This is a genomic window from Nonomuraea fuscirosea (assembly GCF_035917475.1).
In the GTDB taxonomy this organism is placed as follows: Bacteria; Actinomycetota; Actinomycetes; order Streptosporangiales; family Streptosporangiaceae; genus Nonomuraea; species Nonomuraea fuscirosea.
In genome coordinates this window covers 1,975,752-1,992,502 of the sequence record NZ_CP109074.1, presented here as the reverse complement: position 1 = coordinate 1,992,502, position 16,751 = coordinate 1,975,752, and the positions used below count along the sequence as shown (strand labels likewise).

The window sequence follows — 16,751 nt, the reverse complement described above, 5'->3', positions numbered from 1 at the left end:
GGCCGATGTCCAGTGCCCGTTCAGAGCTCGGGATCGACGAGGTCGTGTGGCCGTACAAACTGAAAAGCCGGTCCGGCGACTCTGCGTGCCTGCTCTTTTGAGCACGCCTGCGGCACGATCACCGTCAGGACGCTCTGTGCCTCCGGCGACAGGACGGTGATGTTCTCAGCGGTGCGGAGGTAACCGGTGGAGACCAGCCCGGGCCGTATCGACTCTCCCTTTCCCGGGAAATGCAGGAGGGTGACGCGGAAGCCTGTGTCGTCGCCCAATACCACCGCCCCGTCGCCCCGGGACAGAAGCTTGAGGGAAGGGTCGAGGTGGAAGGTGGTGCGTAGGGTGCCTGAGTCGGCGGTGTCGTGTACTGCCAGCCAATCCGTTCCGTGGTTGATCACGATGTGGCGGGTTCTGCGGATGCCGTAGGCGTCGTCGGTGAGGGTGAAGGACTGGGTGGCCGGGGTGATGGAGGAGGAGAGGAGGTGGGTGGGAGTGCCGGGGCGGAAGGTGCCGGTGGTGGGGATGGGGACGTTGTGGGCTTCGGGTGAGCGGGTCCAGTCGACGTAGCCGGTGCGTTCGTAGGAGTGGAAGCCGGCCTCCACCAGGATGCGGCGGCCTCGGGCGGCGTAGGTGAGGCCGAGGTGGTCCTCGTGGCCGTGCAGGCGGCGGCCGGGGCCGAATCGGATCGAGTAGTACGCGGAGTGCGGGTCGTCCCAGGCGGTCCGGCCGAAGACGTAACCTCCGTCGAAAACCCGCACCGTGGGGCCCTCGTGGGGGAAGCCGTCCGCGCGGGTGTCGGCGGGGCTGTCGCCGATGGGGACGAGGTGGCCGTCGGGCTGGGTGGCGTGGGCCACGTAGGTCTCCAGGGCGCGCCGTCTGGCCAGCAGCCGTTCGGGGGGCTCGGTGCCGCTCTCGCGGATGGCACGCAGGGCGACGCCGAGGCGGCGGTAGACGTAGAGGCCGTAGCGGGGGGCCTGTTCGTGCAGGACGCCCTGGGCGTCGATGGCGCGTTCCGCGGAGCCGGTCATCCTGCGTACGGCCAGGTCACGCCAGCGGGCCCGGCCCAGGCGGCAGCCCACGACCAGGAGGGCGATGTCCTGGTCCAGGCCGTGGTTGTGGCCTTCGCGGTAGAGCGCCGGGGCGGCCAGGACCTCCCCGTGCTCGGCCAGGGAGTCCCACAGGGCGGGTGTCCGGACGTGTTCGCTGAGGCACACCAGGGCGGGGGCGCGCAGCGCGACGGCGTGCTCGGCCCAGGCCCACGGGCTGACGCCGACGCCGCCTCTCGGGTTGGCGCGCAGCCACTGGGTGGTGATGTCGGCGGCGCGGTCGAGGCGGGCTCGATCACCGCTCTGCTCGTACGCGCCGACCAGCCGCCCCATCCAGCGCAGCGTGTGCAGGTTGAGCGCCCAGGAACGGTTGCCGTGCGGGTTCGCGGTCCAGTCGATCTCGCCGGTGCCGAGTTCTACCGGTGGCAGGCCGACGAAGGTCACCTGGCCGCGCATCACCTCCTCCACCTTGATTCCGGGGAACTGATCGCTCAGGCAGATGGCCTTGCCTGAGGTCGAGCGGGCACGCCAGAACACGTCGTCATGCTCCAAAGGGTGAATTGACCGGCATATGCCTCAGGCCCAGTGCGAGGCCGCCACCCCTATGGCCGGGCCGGCGCCACACACGCTGAAGTCACACGTGCGTGGCGGGTGAGGAGGCGCGGGTCAGGGGAGGTTCGGAGGGGCCTGGTCGGTCCATCCGGCGGTCAGGATGAGTTCCGAGCGGCCGCCCTGACCGCTGTCGACGCTGGACAGCACCTGCGAGGAGGCTGGGTCGATGATCAACGTGCGCCGCACGCCGGAGGGCAGCCCGTAGGCGAACGCCTCCCCGCCGCGCCCCCGCGGGTCCGTGGCGGCCCCCAGGTAGCGGACCTCGGGCAGGTCGGCCAGGGCCCGGTACGCGGCCGCGCGCACGCCGGGGGCCGACGGCTTGGTCCACAGCAGGCCGCTGAGCGCGTCGGCGAGCAGCCCGCGTGAGCCGTCGGGCAACAGGGCGGCCACCTGGTCGCGCAGCGCGCCCGCCTCCGCGGGCAGGGCCCGGATCTGTTCGTACGTCATGCCGCGCCCGGCCAGGCTGAACGGCGGCCGGCCGGTGACGCGGCTGACCCGCCCGCGTTCGGCGGTCCACGCCCGGCCTTGGGCGTTCACCCAGAGCTCGGTCTCAGGGCCGCCGTCGCGCTGCTTCCTGACGTGCCAGTACGCGCCCGCGGATCCGCTGGACGCGGCGGAGGCGGCGGCCGTCAGCAGGATCGAGCGGCCGGGGACCGGCGGCGGATCGGTGGCGGGGAGGACGGTCAGCAGGATCGCCGTCAGCGCCGCGGTGAAGGGGATCGTCATCCAGGTCAGCCGCGCGCGCCGGCGTCTGGCCGTCACCTTGCGCCACACCCGCTGCCGGGCCCGCGGGTCCTCGCGCGGCGTCCCGTACAGGTCGCGGATCAGCTCATCCATGGACGGCCACCTCCCCGAGCAGCGCCCGCAGTTTCCTTCTGGCCCGGTTCAGGCGGGAGCAGACGGTGCCGTACGGGATGCCGAGCACCGTGGCGATCTCGTCGTGGCCGAGTCCGGCCAGCGCGACCAGCAGCAGGACGTCGCGGTCGCCCCGGTTCAGCCCGGCCAGGGCGGCGGCCAGTTCCGGCCGCAGGCTCTGGGCGCTGACCCGTACGGCGACCGTCTCCTCGTGTCCCGGCGCGTCGGTGTCGGGGGCGCAGCGGGCGAGCGCGCGCAGGGTGCGCGCCTCCAGGCGGCGGTGTTTGCCGACGAGGTTCGTGGCGATGCCGTACAGCCAGGCCCGCACCCCGGCGCGGGACGGGTCGTACTGGGCGCGCTTCCTGAACGCGGTGAGGAAGGTCTCGGCCACGATGTCCTCGGCGTGGTCGGGGCCGACGCGCTGGGCGACGTAGGCGTGGATCTCGCCGAAGTGCGCGTCGAACGCCGCCTCGAACGCCGCCTCGTCCGCGAGCGTTCCCGGCGCGCGGGCCGCCCAGGGCATCATGGCCGCGATGCTCTCCCCTGTCATGTGCAACCCTCCGGTGGATCGGTGCTCATGACTAATCACCCGATAGGCCGATTCGGCTTCACGCCCGCGTCTCCACGCTGAGGAAGCGGTGGACGTCGGTGATCTCCGCGTCGAGCATCTCCCCGGGAAGGTCGCCGAACGGTTCCACGCTCGCGCGCGGGCCCTTCCGCGTCCACACGCCCTGGATCACGCCGTTCACCAGCACGACGGGCCGCAGGATGCCGCCTCCTGGGAAGACTTTCCGCGCGTGGTCGGCGGCCAGGATCGGCGTCCGGTCGCGCCAGCCCATCAGGTATTCGTCGAAGGCGGGGGCGAGCCGGACGAAAGGGGCCGTACGTGGCACAGGCGCGGGGGCGGCGCTCATGGCCCAGGCGCGGCGGGCCTGTCCGAGCGGGAGGCCGGACCAGGCGGTCAGGTCCTCGGGGTCGGCGGGGTGGTGGGCGCGGCGGTAGCGGACGGCCAGTTCCTTCAGTGCGCGGTCGCGGTCGGGCTCGGGCGTGATGGGCGCGCCGAGCCAGTCGGCGGCGTGGACGTACGTGGGCTTGCCCGCGCGGGACGGCCCGAGTACGGCCAGGCCGTGGTGGGCGGCCAGCGCCACCAGGTGCACGACGCCCTGACCGCGGGCCCGGCCCGCGAGACGTTCCTCCAGTTCGGCCTTGGTGAGCGGGCCCTGGCCCGCGAGGGCGCGGTCGATGAGGGCGAGCAGGTCGTCGCCGGTGACGCCCTCTTGGGCCAGGCGGCGCCGGGCGTTCGTGGCGCTGCTGGTGAGGGCGTGGATCCAGGGGAGGTCGTCGGCGTGCACGAGGTGGAGGGTGCCGCGCGGGCCCCACGTCCTGACGAGCTCGCGGGCCTGCCCGGCGGCCTCGACGTCGGCCCTGGTGAGGGTGGCGGAGCGGGCGCGGAAGGCGAGCAGGGCGGAGGGCACGTCCTGGGCCTGGACGGCCGTCAGGCACCGGACGATCTCGCCCGCCGTCAGGCCGGGAGGGCGGTGCAGGAGTTGCGCCTCGACGCTTCTCATCGGTTATCGCAGCAGCAGACGGTCGCGCAGGCGGATGGTAAAGGGGGTGCGGGCGTGGACGATCCGGCGGATGGCGTCGCTGTGGTGCCAGGCTTCTGTGGCCGCCGTGTCGGTGCCGGCTTCGGGGGCGTACCGGACGAAGTTCGAAATTTCGGCCAACGGCCGGAGATGCGGTGAGATGTCGACGGGCTGGCGGGACAGCACGTCCTCCGCCGTCAGCGCGGGCTCACCCCGCAGCCCCAGGTCGTCGCACGTCTGCCGCCACGCCCCGAGCACCCGCCGCTCCGGGCCCGGCGCCAGACGGCGGCCGCGCCTGCGCCGCCACGGCACCACCACGATCACGACGCCGTACGCCACCAGCAGGCCGCCCGCCGCCACCGCCGCGACCACCCAGACCGGCGGGCCGGAGCCGTCCTGCTCGCCGTTCCCCGTGGCCTGCGGTTTTGACTGCCGTGACCGGTCGCTGCCGCCCTTGGCGAACTCCCCCTCCAGTTCCTCGCTCTCCTCGATCGCCGACGAGACGACCTCGTGGTCGTCCTTGGCCCCGCTGCGTCCCGGCGTCGGATAGAACGGCCGCCAGCCCAGCCCCTCGAACTCGATCTCCGCCCACGCCATCACATGTCCCGACTTGACGTGATAAGCCCCGCCGGACGCCTGCCCCGGCCGGAACCCCACGACCACCCGTGACGGCAGCCCGAGGGTTCTGGCCATGAGCGCGAACGTGGCCGCGAACTGCTCCGACGTCCCCCGGTGGGTGGTCTGCAGGAAGAACTCCAGCCCCTTGAGCGAGTGCCCCGGAGGGGCGGTGACGTCGTAACTGGCGTTGGTGCGCAGGTAACTCTGCAGGCGGTAGGCCTGCTTGATCGGCGCGTCGGCGCCCTTGACGGCCTGCTGGGCGAGCCGGCGGAACAGCCGTTCCTGCGGGCCGGCGGGGAACGCGGTCAGGGCGGGGTCGCGTACGGGCGTGGCGGCGAGCAGGTCCTCCTTGGACGGTTTGGGCACACGCGAGGTCACCTGGTAACCGAATCCCTTGCCCGGTTTACCGCCGGTGGTGAGCAGGGCCCCGCTGCCCGGGTCCACCGCCAGGCCGCGTACGCCGGTGACGTTCTCGGGGCGTTCGGCGGCGGGCAGCCAGGTGCCGGGCAGGCCGCCGAACGTCACCTTCTGGTGGACGACGTCCGCCGCGCCCGTCCACTCGCCCTCGGGGACCCGGCCGCCGGTGGGCTGGAAGCGGGCGCCCGAGGTCCAGCGGACGCCGTCGTACCGGTCGAGCACGGCCAGCCGCCAGTTCTGCGGCTTGTCGGCCCTGACGGTGAACAGGTCGCGGTCGGGGATCTGCAGCCACGCGGAGACGCGGTCGAGCGGGCTGACGCTGTCCACGCGGGCCGGCGGGGGCAGTTCGACGTCGTTCCTGGGGTTGTACGGCTGCGCCGCCATCGGCAGCAGCGGGCCCGCCACCAGCGCCAGCGCGGCCAGGGCGGCCGCCGCGGGAAGGCCGGTGAGCAGCCAGACGGGCGAGCGGCCGTCGCGCAGGAGGGCGAGGGCGGCGATCAGCACGAAGAGCGCGGCGGCGACCGGGAGGTTGGAGCCCTCGCCGTCCACGCCGAGCAGCAGCGCCACGCCGTAGACGGCGAGGGCGGGCAGGGCGGCCACGATCTTGGTTCTGGTACGGGTCAGGGTCTCCGCGCCGATGGTGGCGGCGGCCCAGACCAGGGTGTGCACGAGGACCAGCAGCCGGGGTTCCGGCTGGGCGGGCAGGAGGGTGGTGAGCAGGGCGTGCCAGGCGTTGCCCACGTCGGCCAGGACCGTGGGGGTGAGTGCCTGGTAGAGGGGGACGGTGCCGGCCAGCCAGAGCAGCACGTCCAGGGCCAGGGCCAGCCAGAGCGGGCGGCGGCGGACGAGCGCGGCGACGACGGCGGGGGCCACGGCCGCGGGGACGACGGCCAGGAGCAGCCCGTCCGACGGGAAGACCCGGTGGAACCCGCATCCGGCCACGGCCGCGGTCGCCGCCACGACCCCCAGCCCGGCCGCCCACCGCCACCCGGGCCCGTCCGCCCCGCGCCCCCGCCACTCGCCGCCCTCCCGAGTGTCCGCGCGCCGGTCGCCGCCGTCCTGGGTGTCCGCGCGCCGGTCGCCGCCGGTCGCGGCCCGCCGGGCGCGCCCACGGGACCCGGCACGGTCGTGCCGGGACGACCGCGAGCCCGCCGCCCGCTCGCCGCCGGACGCCGCGCCGCCGCCGGATCCACCGGCTGGCGCCGCCCCGGGTCCGTGCCCGCCCGAGCCGGGCGCCCCCATCGGCGTCGCCTCATGAGCGGGTACGCCGCCCACCGGCCCGTGCCCAGGGGCGGCACCAGGCGGAGGACCGTACCCGGGCGGCGGTACGGGGCCGGATGGGCCGCCGAGGGTCTGGTCGGTCATCGGGCGCCCCAGGCCACCGGCAGTTCCTCCAGTGACGAGACGCGTACCACCGACACCCCGGGCGGCGCGGCAGGAGCGGGGCCGGCGCCGACGTACACGCAGATGACCCGGTCGAAGCGGCGCCGCACTCCCGCGGCCCGCCCCACCTCAGCCGGGTCCGCCGTCACCAGCACCAGCGATCCCCCGCCCCGCGCCGTCCGCAGCGCCTCCGTGACTCCCGAAGCGCCGGCGGCTCCCGACGTGCGCGCCTGGACCAGGGCGAGCCGGTCCAGGACCGCCTCCGCGTCCGACTTGCTGTCGGGCAGGGGCCCGGCGTCGGTGAGGAGCCGTACCGGGAAGCCGGCCCGGGCGGCGGCCACCGCGACCGAGGCGGCCGCGTCCACCGCCGGCTCCGTCAGGCCCCGCGTGTCGAGCAGGACCGTCGTCGTCGGCAGGCTGGCGTCGATGAGCTGGCGCACCATCAGCGTCCCCGTGCGGGCGCTCGACCGCCAGTGGACGTGACGCAGGTCGTCGCCCACCACGTACTCGCGCAGGGTGTGGAAGGTGACCGTGCCGCTCGGCGCGTTGTCGCTGGTGGGGCCCTCCAGGTGGTGGGCCTTGCCGGACGGCGGGACGGACAGGGGGACCGTGCGGGGCCGGACGAGCAGGGTGACGGGCCGGCCGTACTCGCGCACGCGGCGCGTCAGCCCGAACGGGTCGGCGCGCACGAGCGCGAGCGGCCCCACCGGGATCTCCCCCCGGGTGCCGGTCGGCAGCGGGTACGACACCGTCCGCGTCGCCCCCTTGGGCAGCCTGGGCAGGTCGACGGTGTGCTCGTCGGCCCCGATCCGGTCCTGGGCGCGCAGCCCGGACAGACCGCGGCCGCCGAGGTTGGCCACGTTCAGCACGGCCACCGCGGCCTCGCCGCGCGGCACCTTGACCGGCGTGACCTCCCTGAGCACCTCCAGCCGCGGCTTCGGCGCGGTCCAGGCCAGCGCGGCGGCCAGCGCGAGCAGGGCGCCCGTGGCGAGCACGACGGGCTCGGGGTAGCCGAGCGCGAACCCGGCCGCGTACAGGACGACGGCGCCGGCCAGCGTGCCGCGCCCGAGCGGCGTCAGCACCGCCATGAGCCGCACCCTACGCCGCCTGCGGCACCGGCATCCCGGCGAGGATCTCGCCGAGCGCGGCGGCGGCGGTGACCTCGCGCAGCTCGGCCTCCGGGGTGAGGATCAGGCGGTGCGCCAGGACGGGCACGGCCAGCGCCTTGACGTCTTCGGGCACGACGAAGTGCCGTCCGGCCGCGGCGGCCTTGACCCTGGCCGCGCGCAGCAGCGCCAGGCTGCCGCGCGGGCTGGCGCCCAGCCGCAGATGGGGGCTGGTACGGGTGGCGCCGCAGAGCGCCACGATGTAGTCGTAGACCGGGTCGGCGACGTGGATCCGCGAGGCGAAGTCGATCATCCCGGCCACGTCGGAGGCGCGCGCCACCACCGGCAGCCGCTCGACCTGCGGCCCCGTCGGCATGCCCTTGAGCACCTCGACCTCCGACACGTGGTCCGGGTAGCCGACAGAAATCTTCATCAGGAACCGGTCGAGCTGGGCCTCGGGCAGCGGGTACGTGCCGTCCATGTCGACCGGGTTCTGCGTGGCGACCACGAGGAAGGGCCTGGGCACCGGATGCGGCTCGGCGTCCACCGTGACCCGGCGCTCCTCCATGACCTCCAGCAGCGCGGCCTGCGTCTTCGGCGAGGCGCGGTTGATCTCGTCGGCGAGCACGATGTTGGCGAAGACGGGCCCCTGGTGGAACTCGAACTTCTGGTGCGCCTGGTTGAAGATGGACACGCCGGTGATGTCGCTGGGCAGCAGGTCGGGCGTGAACTGGATGCGCCGCCACTCCGCGTCCACGCTGGCCGCGACGGAGCGGGCGAGCGTGGTCTTGCCGGTGCCGGGCACGTCCTCGACCAGCAGGTGCCCCTCGGCGAACAGGCAGATCAGCGCCAGCTCGATGGCCTCGTGCTTGCCGCGGATGATGCGTTCGATGTTGCTCGCCAGCAGCTGGAACCGCTGGGCGAACTGGCCGGCCAGCTGCGCGGGCTGCTGGGCGACCTGCTGCTGCGGCACCTGCGGCTGCTGCTGGTACGGCTGTGCGGTCTGCTCGAACTGGTCCCCGTAGTTGTACTGGTTCAACTGAGTTCCCCTTCTCAGTCGGTGCACTCGAACAGCGGCCCCTCGGGGAAGCCTCCGTCCGGAGTCGCCACCAGGGTGTCGTTCAGGTAGCCGTTGCCGTACTGGCTCTCGATCCGGTTCCAGATGTCGCTGGTCTTGCCGGTGGACGAGTCGGTGTACGAGGCTCCCTTCACCTGGCAGATCACGGTCAGGGTGATGTACTCCCCCTTCGGGATCGTTCCGGCCTTGTCACCGGCCGACGGGCCGGTCCTGATGATCGTGTTGGTGTCGTCGTTGCTGGCGTTCTTGTACTGCTGCTTCGGGTAGGCCAGGTCCACCTCGGCGGTGGCCACGTCGGGGCTCTCTCCCGCCGCGTTCCTGGCCTTGAGCTTGAACGAGTGCTTCTGGTTGTTCTTCAGGCCCTCGACGGTGAACGTGGTGCCCTTGATCGCGTCGTTGGTCGCGGCGCCGGTCAGCTCGTACGTGGTGGCGTCGTCGGCGCCCTCGGGGGCGTTCCAGGTGAGCTCGGCGCCGCGATTCCTGGCCTTGGCCGCGAATCCGGTCGGCGAGCCCGGCGCCACGCAGGGCTTGGCCCCCGCGCTCGGCTCGGACTCGACCTCGCCGCCCTGCCAGTGCGCGACCACGGTGAACGTGTACTCGCCGCTGCAACTGCCGCCGGTGAACTCGAACCGGAACGGCCCGTCGGCGTCCACCGACTGCGGCACGGACCTGCCGTCGCCGGAGGACTTGAGCGTGTACCGCTCGACCTTGCCGCCGGCGGACGGGCTGAAGGTGACGGTCACCTTGCCCGGCCCCGACCTGGCGGTGACGCCGCCGGGCGGCGCCGGCGCGCTCGGCGTGGGTGTGGGTGTGGGTGTGGGTGTGGGTGTGGGTGTGGGGGTCGAGGACGGGGTCCGCGTCGGTGTCCGCGTCGGCTGCCCAGTGGATTCGCGCGTGGGGTCGCGTGTCGGCGGGACCGGGGCCCGCGTGGTGGTCTCGACGGGGTCCGGCTGCGGCGGGGTGTCGGTCCGCGTCGGGTCGGAGCGCGGCGTCTGCTTGGGCTTGGGGGTGCTGGTCGGCCCCGGTACGTCGGAGTCGTCCTTGTCGACGTCGTGCTTGCGGCCTTCCGGGTCGATGACGATGGCCTTGTCGCCGTTCTCGTCGTTCGCCCACAGCAGTCCGTCCTTGACGAACACGTCCACCGGGCCCGGCTCCTGGGCCACCCTGAGCGTGGTGGGGCGGCCACCGTCCGCGCTGTCCCAGACGATCAGCGAGCCGGCGGCCTGGTCGGGCACGTACACCTTGGAGCCGAGCACCTGCGGCGTGCCGAGCGCGGCCGGGTCGCCGGTGCCGAGCTTGGTGCTGAGCACGGCATTGGAGGCGGTGTCGATCACCACGAGCAGTCCGGAGTCGCCGGGCGTCAGGATCGGCACGAGCGAGCCCTCGGTGGCGGCGGGGGTGAGCGCGCCGCCCCTGGCGGCCTGGGAGACGCCCTTGGGCAGGGTGATCTGGCCGACGCCGCCGTCGGACCCGATGACGGTGGCGGTGGCCGCGCGGCTGTTGACGACGACGGGCAGGCCGCCGGCGATCGTGACCGACAGCTCCTCGCCGGGCTCTCCGACCTTGACCGGGGCCGCCGCCGTGCCCTCGGCCACCGGGACGACCTCGCCCCTGGCGGTGACGGGCACCCACAGGCGGCCGCCGCCGTCGATGCGGGCCGCGCCGAGCGGGGCGGGCAGGGTGAGCGCGGTGCCGACGGTGTCGAGCGTGGCGGGGTTGATCTGCTGGATCTTGCCGCTCGCGGGATCGACCGCGTACGCCGTGCCGCCGGACACGGCCAGCTGCAGCCCGGCCGCGCCGAAGTCGCGGGTCTCGGCCACGCTGAGCTGGCTCGGCTCGACCCGGCTGACGTAGCCGGTCGTGTCGTCGACGAGCAGCACGTCGCCGCCGTCCTGCACCACCCGCAGCTGACGGCCCGCCTTGTCGTTGAGGTAGCCGTCCACCTCGCCCGACAGGCCGTTGACGTGCACGATCTTGCCTCTGGCCTTGGTCCAGAGCCAGGCGCCGACGTCGGCCAGCTTGGGGTTGGCGCTCGACACGCCCACGCCCAGCCACGCCGCCACGGCGACCAGGATCGCGGCCACCGCGGCGGCGATCAGTGCCGTTGCTCGATCGCCTCGGAGCATGCGCACTCGTCACTCACCCCGGTTTGTACGATTACTTAGCGTTTCGCCCCCGTGTTATCGGGCATCACCCTAGCGCCCAGGCGTCCCGTACGCGTACGTACTGGCTGGTATACCTGGGGTTCTCCTGAGCTCCTTCGGGGCTCTCGGTGCGAGCGTGCCAAGAGTGTCGGTGTGAAGCCGTACCTTAGTGCCCGTGTCCGAACAGCCCCTGACCCTCGACTCCGTCCTCACCGACGAGGCGGTCCTGTCGACCTACCGCCGCATGTTCGCCGCGCTGGCCCGCGACAGCGGGGCGGTGGTCGACGATCCCGCCCTGGTCGACATCGCCGAGACGCTGTTCGCGGCGTTCGCGGAGGCCGGCGAGGAGTGGCTGACCCACGAGCAGATGCGCTTCGCCTGCCGGGCCCATCCCGCCGACCAGTTCGACAACCGGCTGCGCGTGCTCAAGGGGCTCGGCGCGATCCGCGAGGTGTTCCCCAAGCCCAACCAGCTGCGTTACCGCGCCTCGTTCACCAGTGTGGTGGGGCTGATGTTCATCCGGCGGATGATGGACGACGGCGGGCAGTCGGAGATGCACCGGCTGCTCGCGCTCGAAGACCTCAACGTCGCCGATCCGCGCACCACGATGGAGGAGGCCAGGCAGAGCGCGCTCAACCTGGCGCGGGCGTTCCGGCTGTGGGCGCTCGAGCTGATCACGCTCACCACGGGCACGATCGAGGAGCTGCGCGAGCAGGCGCCCAAGCTGTGGGGCACCGAGGAGATCGCGCGCCGGGCGCAGAGCCTGCACGGCACGATCCTGACCCGATGGCCGGAGCTCGACCGGACCTGCACCGACCTGCGGGCGGCCATCTACGCCTACAGCGACGCCTCCCGCCGCGCCGCCGGGCGCCTGGCCGACTCGGCGGGCACCACGCGCAACCTGACCCTGCTGCCGACGGAGACGTGGCGGACGTTCGCGCAGACGGCGTCCAGGGAGCGGCTGGCGGCGGTGCTCGACGGGTTCGTCTTCGACGCGCCCGCGCCGTGGCACGATCCGGCCGCCGTCGCCCGCGCCGTCGACGAGGCCCCGCGCCCGGCCCCTGCCCAGCCCACTCCCCCGCGCTCCAACCTGCCCGACCCCGGGCCCGAGTCCTCGCTCGACTCCTCGCCCGGCGCGGCGCTCGAACGGCTGACCCTGATGGCCGAGTCGCTGCTGGGCGAGGCCGACCGGATCGCGCTGGCCGACGTGCTCGGCTCCGACTGGCCCTCCGCGCGGCGCGTGCTGGCCGACCTCACCACCGTCGATCTGCGGCCCGAGCTGCCCTACCGGCTGGCCTGGTCCGACGGGCTGAGCGTCGATCCCGAGCGCGAGCCCGCGTGGCTCTCCCACGGCTACCTGGAGCGGGTCTCATGAGCGTCGATCGGCAGGCTCACGCGCTCGCCCACGCGCGGGTGCGGGCGGCCGGGCCGGCCCGGCTCGGTGCCGGGGTGGCTGCGGCTCCCGGCATGCTGCGGCTGACCCGGCCCGACTCCACCGGCGAGGCCGTGCCCGTGTGGCCCGACGGGGTGACTCCGTCGCTCCTCGACGAGCACCAGGTGCCGCCCGTCTCCGTGGAGCGGTCGGGGGAGACCAGGCGGGTGCTGGCGGCGGTGCTCAAGTGCTGCTGGCGCGACCTGTCGGTGGATCCGTGGCCGGGCGAGCCCGCCTCCGTGGAGCTGGTGCTCGACACCTACCGCGAGCTGATCGGCCGCACCGACGACCTGATGCGCAACTGGGCGCGCGGCGCGCTGCGGCGGCTGCACGACTCCGCCTGGGTGGTCGTCGACGACGGCGTGGTGCTGCTCGGGCCGCGGTGCGCGCTGTGGCCGGTGGAGTCGCACGCGCAGTTGCAGGAGCTCGTACGCCGGCTGCCCGAGCCCGAGCGGCCCGAGCTGACCGTGGTCGGCGACGCCGACATCGTGGCCGTGGCGGGCCCGCATCCTCCGGCGCCCGCCGGGGCCGGGGGCCGGGCCGAGGGCGGGGCGGCCGAGTTCGACGACCTGCTCAGCGGTTACGACGAGCGGCGGCGGGCCGAGCTCGTGGCGGCGTTCATGGTGGTCGAGCACGCGGCGGAGCCGGTGCCTGAGGTGCGGTTCGCGGCCCTGCGCGATCCGGCGCTGCGCCACACGCTGGGCGAGATGCTGGCCAGGCGCGGCCGTACGCTGATCCAGCACCGTGAGCGCTGGACCTCCGGCTACGACGACGCGGTCGCCGCCGAGCTGGGCGGCCCCGAGGGCACCAGGCTGGGCGTGAGCGAGCGGGCGGTGCTGACGCTCGTGCTCGTGCACTCCGTCGCCATCCCGCGCGCCGAGGGCCTGCTGCCTGAGGACTCGTGGCTGTCGCCGCACCCGACCCCGGTCGACGAGCTGCGCCGCCACACCCAGCTGCCGATCGGCGAGCTGGAGGCGGCGTTGCGCTCGCTGCGGCACGCCGGGCTGATCGGGCAGGTCAAGGCGGGCGAGGAGGCGGGCGGCTACGTGCCGGGGCCGCAGTTCCACCGGCTCACGCCGGCGGCCAGGCGGCGGTTGCAGGAGGAGCTGATCCTGGCGGCGGGGCCCAACACGCCGCTGGCGGCGGCCGTACTCGCGCGTAGATCGGCGAAGTGACGGGGACGGGCCGCTTCGCAGCGGCCCGGTAGTGGCTTTCAACACGGATGGAAGGACAACGGGGGTTTCAGGTGTCGCAGGTGGAGAACGTCGTCGGAGACCGGGTGCTGATCGCCGTGCAGGCGGTCAACATCTCGCGGCTGTCGACCCATCCGGTGCCGACGGTCCCCGGCACGCTCATCGTGGTGGCGGGCGCGGGGCCGAAGGACTCCAACGGGGCGGGCAAGTCGTCGTTCATCGCCTCGATCACGGCGCTGCTGGGTGACGAGCAGTGGCGCTTCGCCTCCGGCGCCAAGGCGGTGTCGGAGCTGCTCTTCAACGCCGAGCTGGCCAGCGGCGCCGGGGCCCGGCAGTGGGCCAGCGCCGATCACGGATACATCGTGGGCGTCTTCGGGCCGCCCGGCATGGAGGGCTTCGGCGACGCGACGGCCTCCCCTCCCCCGGCTTCTTCCGTGGCTGGCAGCGGCCCGGCCGCTGCTGTGGACGTGGTCGGCTCGGCTGACGGAGAGCTGTTCGAGGAGGCCGGCTCGGCTGACGGGGAGCTGTTCGAGGTGCCCGACACCTCCGGCGGGGCCATGACCGTCTGGCTGAAGGTCAACCAGGAGGCGCCGCACCTGGAGATCCGCTGGCGGGAGGGCGTGCACCTGGCGGCGTCGCCGTCCGAGGCCGAGCGGGTGGCCCGGGCCGACGAGATCTGGGCGTCGCTGCCGAAGTCGGCCGGGCGGCGCGACGTCGTGGCCCGCGACCTGACCAAGGTGCTCTACGGCGACCGGGTCAGGTGCGTGTCGTTCCTGTCCACGTCCGTACGCAGCAAGGTCGCCACCAACCTGCTCTCCCAGCCGCTCAACGAGATCTCGCCCGAGCGGGTCTTCGAGGCCATCGCCGCGCTCACCGGCCTGGACGCCGAGCTGGAGCAGGAGCGCGAGGCCCGCCGCGACGAGCACGCCAAGCGGGTGCGGGCGGCGCAGGCGGGCGAGCGGCTGGCGGAGTTCGAGGCGGAGTCGAAGGCGCTGCTGAGCACGTTCGACCGCCGGGATCAGGCCAGGATCCGGCTGGCCGACGCGCTGCGGTGCTGGCGCGGGCGGCAGGCGCGCCGGCTGGCCGACGCGGCCGGCAAGGACGAGGCGCTGGTCGCCGACCTCGACCGGCACCGCGCCGCGGGCGAGGCGGCCGCCGAGTCGATCGCCATGGTCAAGGCCGAGATCGCCACCCTGCGCGAGGACACCCTCGACCGGCAGGTGTCGCAGGCCCGTAAGGAGCTGGCGGCGATGCAGGCGCGGGCGGCCAAGCTCGAAGCCGACCGCGCCGTGGCGGAGAACTCCGCCGACGAGCTGCGCGGGCTGATCCCCGCTCTGGAGGAGACGCGCCGCTTCGCCGACGGGCGCGACGTGCCGGCGGCCGAGCGGGAGCTGGGCGAGGTGCGGCTACGGCTCAACGAGGCGCTCAAGGCGCTCGGCGTGGCCGACCGGGAGGTGTCCTCGGCCCAGGCGGCGCTCGACGACGCCGAGGGCGGCCCGGCGGCGGCCCAGCTCAACGCGCTGGCGGCGGCCGGCATCGGCGCCACCGGCCTGCTCGACGCCCTCGACGTGGCCGAACAGGCCCGGGACGCCGCCCACACGCCGCAGGGAGCCGGCCACGCCGGTCGTGGCGCCGATGCCGATGCCGGTGGCGGTGAGGGGAGGGCGCTCGGGGAGGCGCTCAAGGCGCGTTACGGCAAGTCGCAGGGGCAGGCCGGGACCACGGCCGGGGCGCTGGGCGAGTTGCGTGGCTGGCCCAACGAGCACGCCGTGATCGTGGATGCCGCCCAGCTCGACGCCGCCGCCGCGGCGCTGGCCGCGCTGCCCGGGTCCGTGCTGGTCAGCGCGGCCGGGGTGAGCGTCGTCGGGGCGTTCGACGGGGTCGCGACCGGGCGGGAGGCCCGGATCAAGGCGGCGGAGCAGCGGCTCAACCGGGCCAGAGACGTACAGGAGAGCGCCGCCCAGGCCGTGCACGACGGGGAGGAGTCGGTCGCGCGGGCGCAGCGGCGGCTGGAGGGCGCAAGGGCCGGGGTGCGGCTGGCCGAGCTGGAGGCCAAGCTCGGCGAGCGGCGGGCCAGGCTGGGCGAGCTGAACGCGGCCGTCGAGGAGCTGGCGCCGAAGGTGGCCGAGGCCGAACGGCAGGCGGGCTCGCTCGACTTCCGCGCCCGTACCAGGGACATGGAGATCGAGCGGCTGGAGGGCCGCAGGCAGCGGCACGAGGCCGAGCGGGCGCAGGCGCGCGGGCTGGAGGCGAAGGTCGGCGCGGAGCGGGAGACGCTCAAGCTGGCGGCGCTGGCCGCCGACTGGGGCGGCACGATCGAGACCGCCCGCGAGTGGCTGGCGGCGCTGCCTGAGGAGGAGCGGCCGCGCGCCGCCGAGGAGTGGTGGCGGGTCGCCGAACGCCACCTCGACCAGGCGTTGCGCGACACGTTCCCCGAGGAGGAGGCGGAGATCCCGGAGGAGCTGCGCTTCCTGCTGAGCGAGCGGGAGGGCAGCACGGCTCGCGAGCAGGCGACGTTCGCGGGCGTGTGCGGGGCGCTGGCGTCCTACCTGCGGGGGCAGGAGGAGTACGAACGCCACCAGCGGCGCCAGATCGAGGCGCAGCTCGGCTCCCGCCAGCGTGACCTGGCGGCGGCGGCCAGGGGCGCGGAGGAGGCGGCCCAGTCGACGGCCGTGCACCGGGCGGCGCTGACGGCGGCGATCAAGGCGCGGCTCACGCGGGTGGCCGAGGAGTTCGACAAACTCGACACCTCCTACGGCGGCTACGGCGCGACCCTGGAGTTCCCGGTGCCACCCGCTCCCGCCGATCCCGAGCAGCGCTGGCAGTGGCGGGTGACGCCGAAGTGGCGGCGGGGCGAGGGGCAGGGGTTCGTCCCCTACAACCGGCGGGCCAACACGGCGCTCATGGACGAGAAGGCCGTCAAACTGGTGTGTTCGGCGGCCATCGCCTCCTCCGGGGGCGGGCACCTGTGCCTCGTCCTCGACGAGCTGGGCCGCAACCTGGGCAAGGAGCACCGGAGGGAGGCGGTGGCGCTGTTCAGGAGGATCGGGGAGACGTACGGGATCACGGTGATCGGGGCGTTGCAGGATGACATGGAGCCGTACGCGATCGACGCCTGCGGGCAGTACATCAAGCTGCGTCGCTCCTCGGACGCGATGCCGTACAACGAGCCCCCGGTGATCGTCGGCCACGACCAGCACGCCGAACGAGTCCGCGCCCTGTCCTCGTACGTGGACCGCAGCACCCCGACCCCGGCATAGCCGCCCGCGCCCTTGCTTCCCCGGGTC

General features: G+C 74.0%; 11 protein-coding genes. 3 read left to right on the top strand and 8 right to left on the bottom strand.

Going from position 1 to position 16,751, the window contains the following annotated elements; all coding sequences use genetic code 11:
- Positions 1 to 20 precede the first annotated feature (20 nt).
- The 8 genes from OIE67_RS08915 to OIE67_RS08880 form a co-directional block, all read right to left on the bottom strand.
- Positions 21 to 1,577, bottom strand: coding sequence for a heparinase II/III domain-containing protein (locus OIE67_RS08915; RefSeq protein ID WP_326638465.1), 1,557 nt, complete (start codon positions 1,575 to 1,577; stop codon positions 21 to 23).
- A 129-nt stretch (positions 1,578 to 1,706) separates the two neighbouring features.
- Positions 1,707 to 2,489, bottom strand: coding sequence for a hypothetical protein (locus OIE67_RS08910; protein ID WP_326638463.1), 783 nt, complete (start codon positions 2,487 to 2,489; stop codon positions 1,707 to 1,709).
- Positions 2,482 to 3,057 carry an RNA polymerase sigma factor gene (locus OIE67_RS08905; protein WP_326638461.1) on the bottom strand — a complete coding sequence of 192 codons (576 nt, stop codon included), beginning with the start codon at positions 3,055 to 3,057 and terminating at the stop codon, positions 2,482 to 2,484. Before OIE67_RS08905 ends, OIE67_RS08910 begins: the two co-directional genes overlap by 8 nt.
- A gap of 58 nt (positions 3,058 to 3,115) precedes the next feature.
- Positions 3,116 to 4,075 (bottom strand): winged helix DNA-binding domain-containing protein, encoded by a 960-nt coding sequence (locus OIE67_RS08900; protein ID WP_326638459.1) that lies wholly within the window; start codon positions 4,073 to 4,075, stop codon positions 3,116 to 3,118.
- Positions 4,076 to 4,078: 3 nt separating this feature from the next.
- Positions 4,079 to 6,493, bottom strand: a complete 2,415-nt coding sequence (locus tag OIE67_RS08895; RefSeq protein WP_326638457.1) for a DUF3488 and transglutaminase-like domain-containing protein — start codon at positions 6,491 to 6,493, stop codon at positions 4,079 to 4,081.
- Positions 6,490 to 7,599: a DUF58 domain-containing protein gene (locus tag OIE67_RS08890; protein ID WP_326638455.1), complete on the bottom strand. Its 1,110-nt coding sequence runs from the start codon at positions 7,597 to 7,599 to the stop codon at positions 6,490 to 6,492. Before OIE67_RS08890 ends, OIE67_RS08895 begins: the two co-directional genes overlap by 4 nt.
- A 10-nt stretch (positions 7,600 to 7,609) precedes the next feature.
- The gene (locus tag OIE67_RS08885) at positions 7,610 to 8,656 is read right to left on the bottom strand and encodes an AAA family ATPase (protein ID WP_326638453.1); all 1,047 of its coding nucleotides are present in this window, start codon (positions 8,654 to 8,656) and stop codon (positions 7,610 to 7,612) included.
- Positions 8,657 to 8,670: 14 nt separating this feature from the next.
- Entirely contained in the window at positions 8,671 to 10,821 is a 2,151-nt protein-coding gene (locus OIE67_RS08880; RefSeq protein ID WP_326638451.1) for a fibronectin type III domain-containing protein, read from the bottom strand.
- Between the two features lie 193 nt (positions 10,822 to 11,014).
- Here OIE67_RS08880 and OIE67_RS08875 point away from each other — a divergent pair, with 193 nt between their 5' ends.
- The 3 genes from OIE67_RS08875 (at position 11,015) to OIE67_RS08865 (ending at position 16,724) form a co-directional block, all read left to right on the top strand.
- The gene (locus tag OIE67_RS08875) at positions 11,015 to 12,214 is read left to right on the top strand and encodes a hypothetical protein (protein WP_326638449.1); all 1,200 of its coding nucleotides are present in this window, start codon (positions 11,015 to 11,017) and stop codon (positions 12,212 to 12,214) included.
- The gene (locus OIE67_RS08870) at positions 12,211 to 13,446 is read left to right on the top strand and encodes a hypothetical protein (RefSeq protein ID WP_326638447.1); all 1,236 of its coding nucleotides are present in this window, start codon (positions 12,211 to 12,213) and stop codon (positions 13,444 to 13,446) included. The genes OIE67_RS08875 and OIE67_RS08870 overlap by 4 nt, the downstream gene beginning before the upstream one ends.
- A gap of 80 nt (positions 13,447 to 13,526) precedes the next feature.
- Positions 13,527 to 16,724, top strand: coding sequence for a chromosome partitioning protein ParA (locus tag OIE67_RS08865; protein ID WP_326638445.1), 3,198 nt, complete (start codon positions 13,527 to 13,529; stop codon positions 16,722 to 16,724).
- Positions 16,725 to 16,751: the final 27 nt, after the last annotated feature.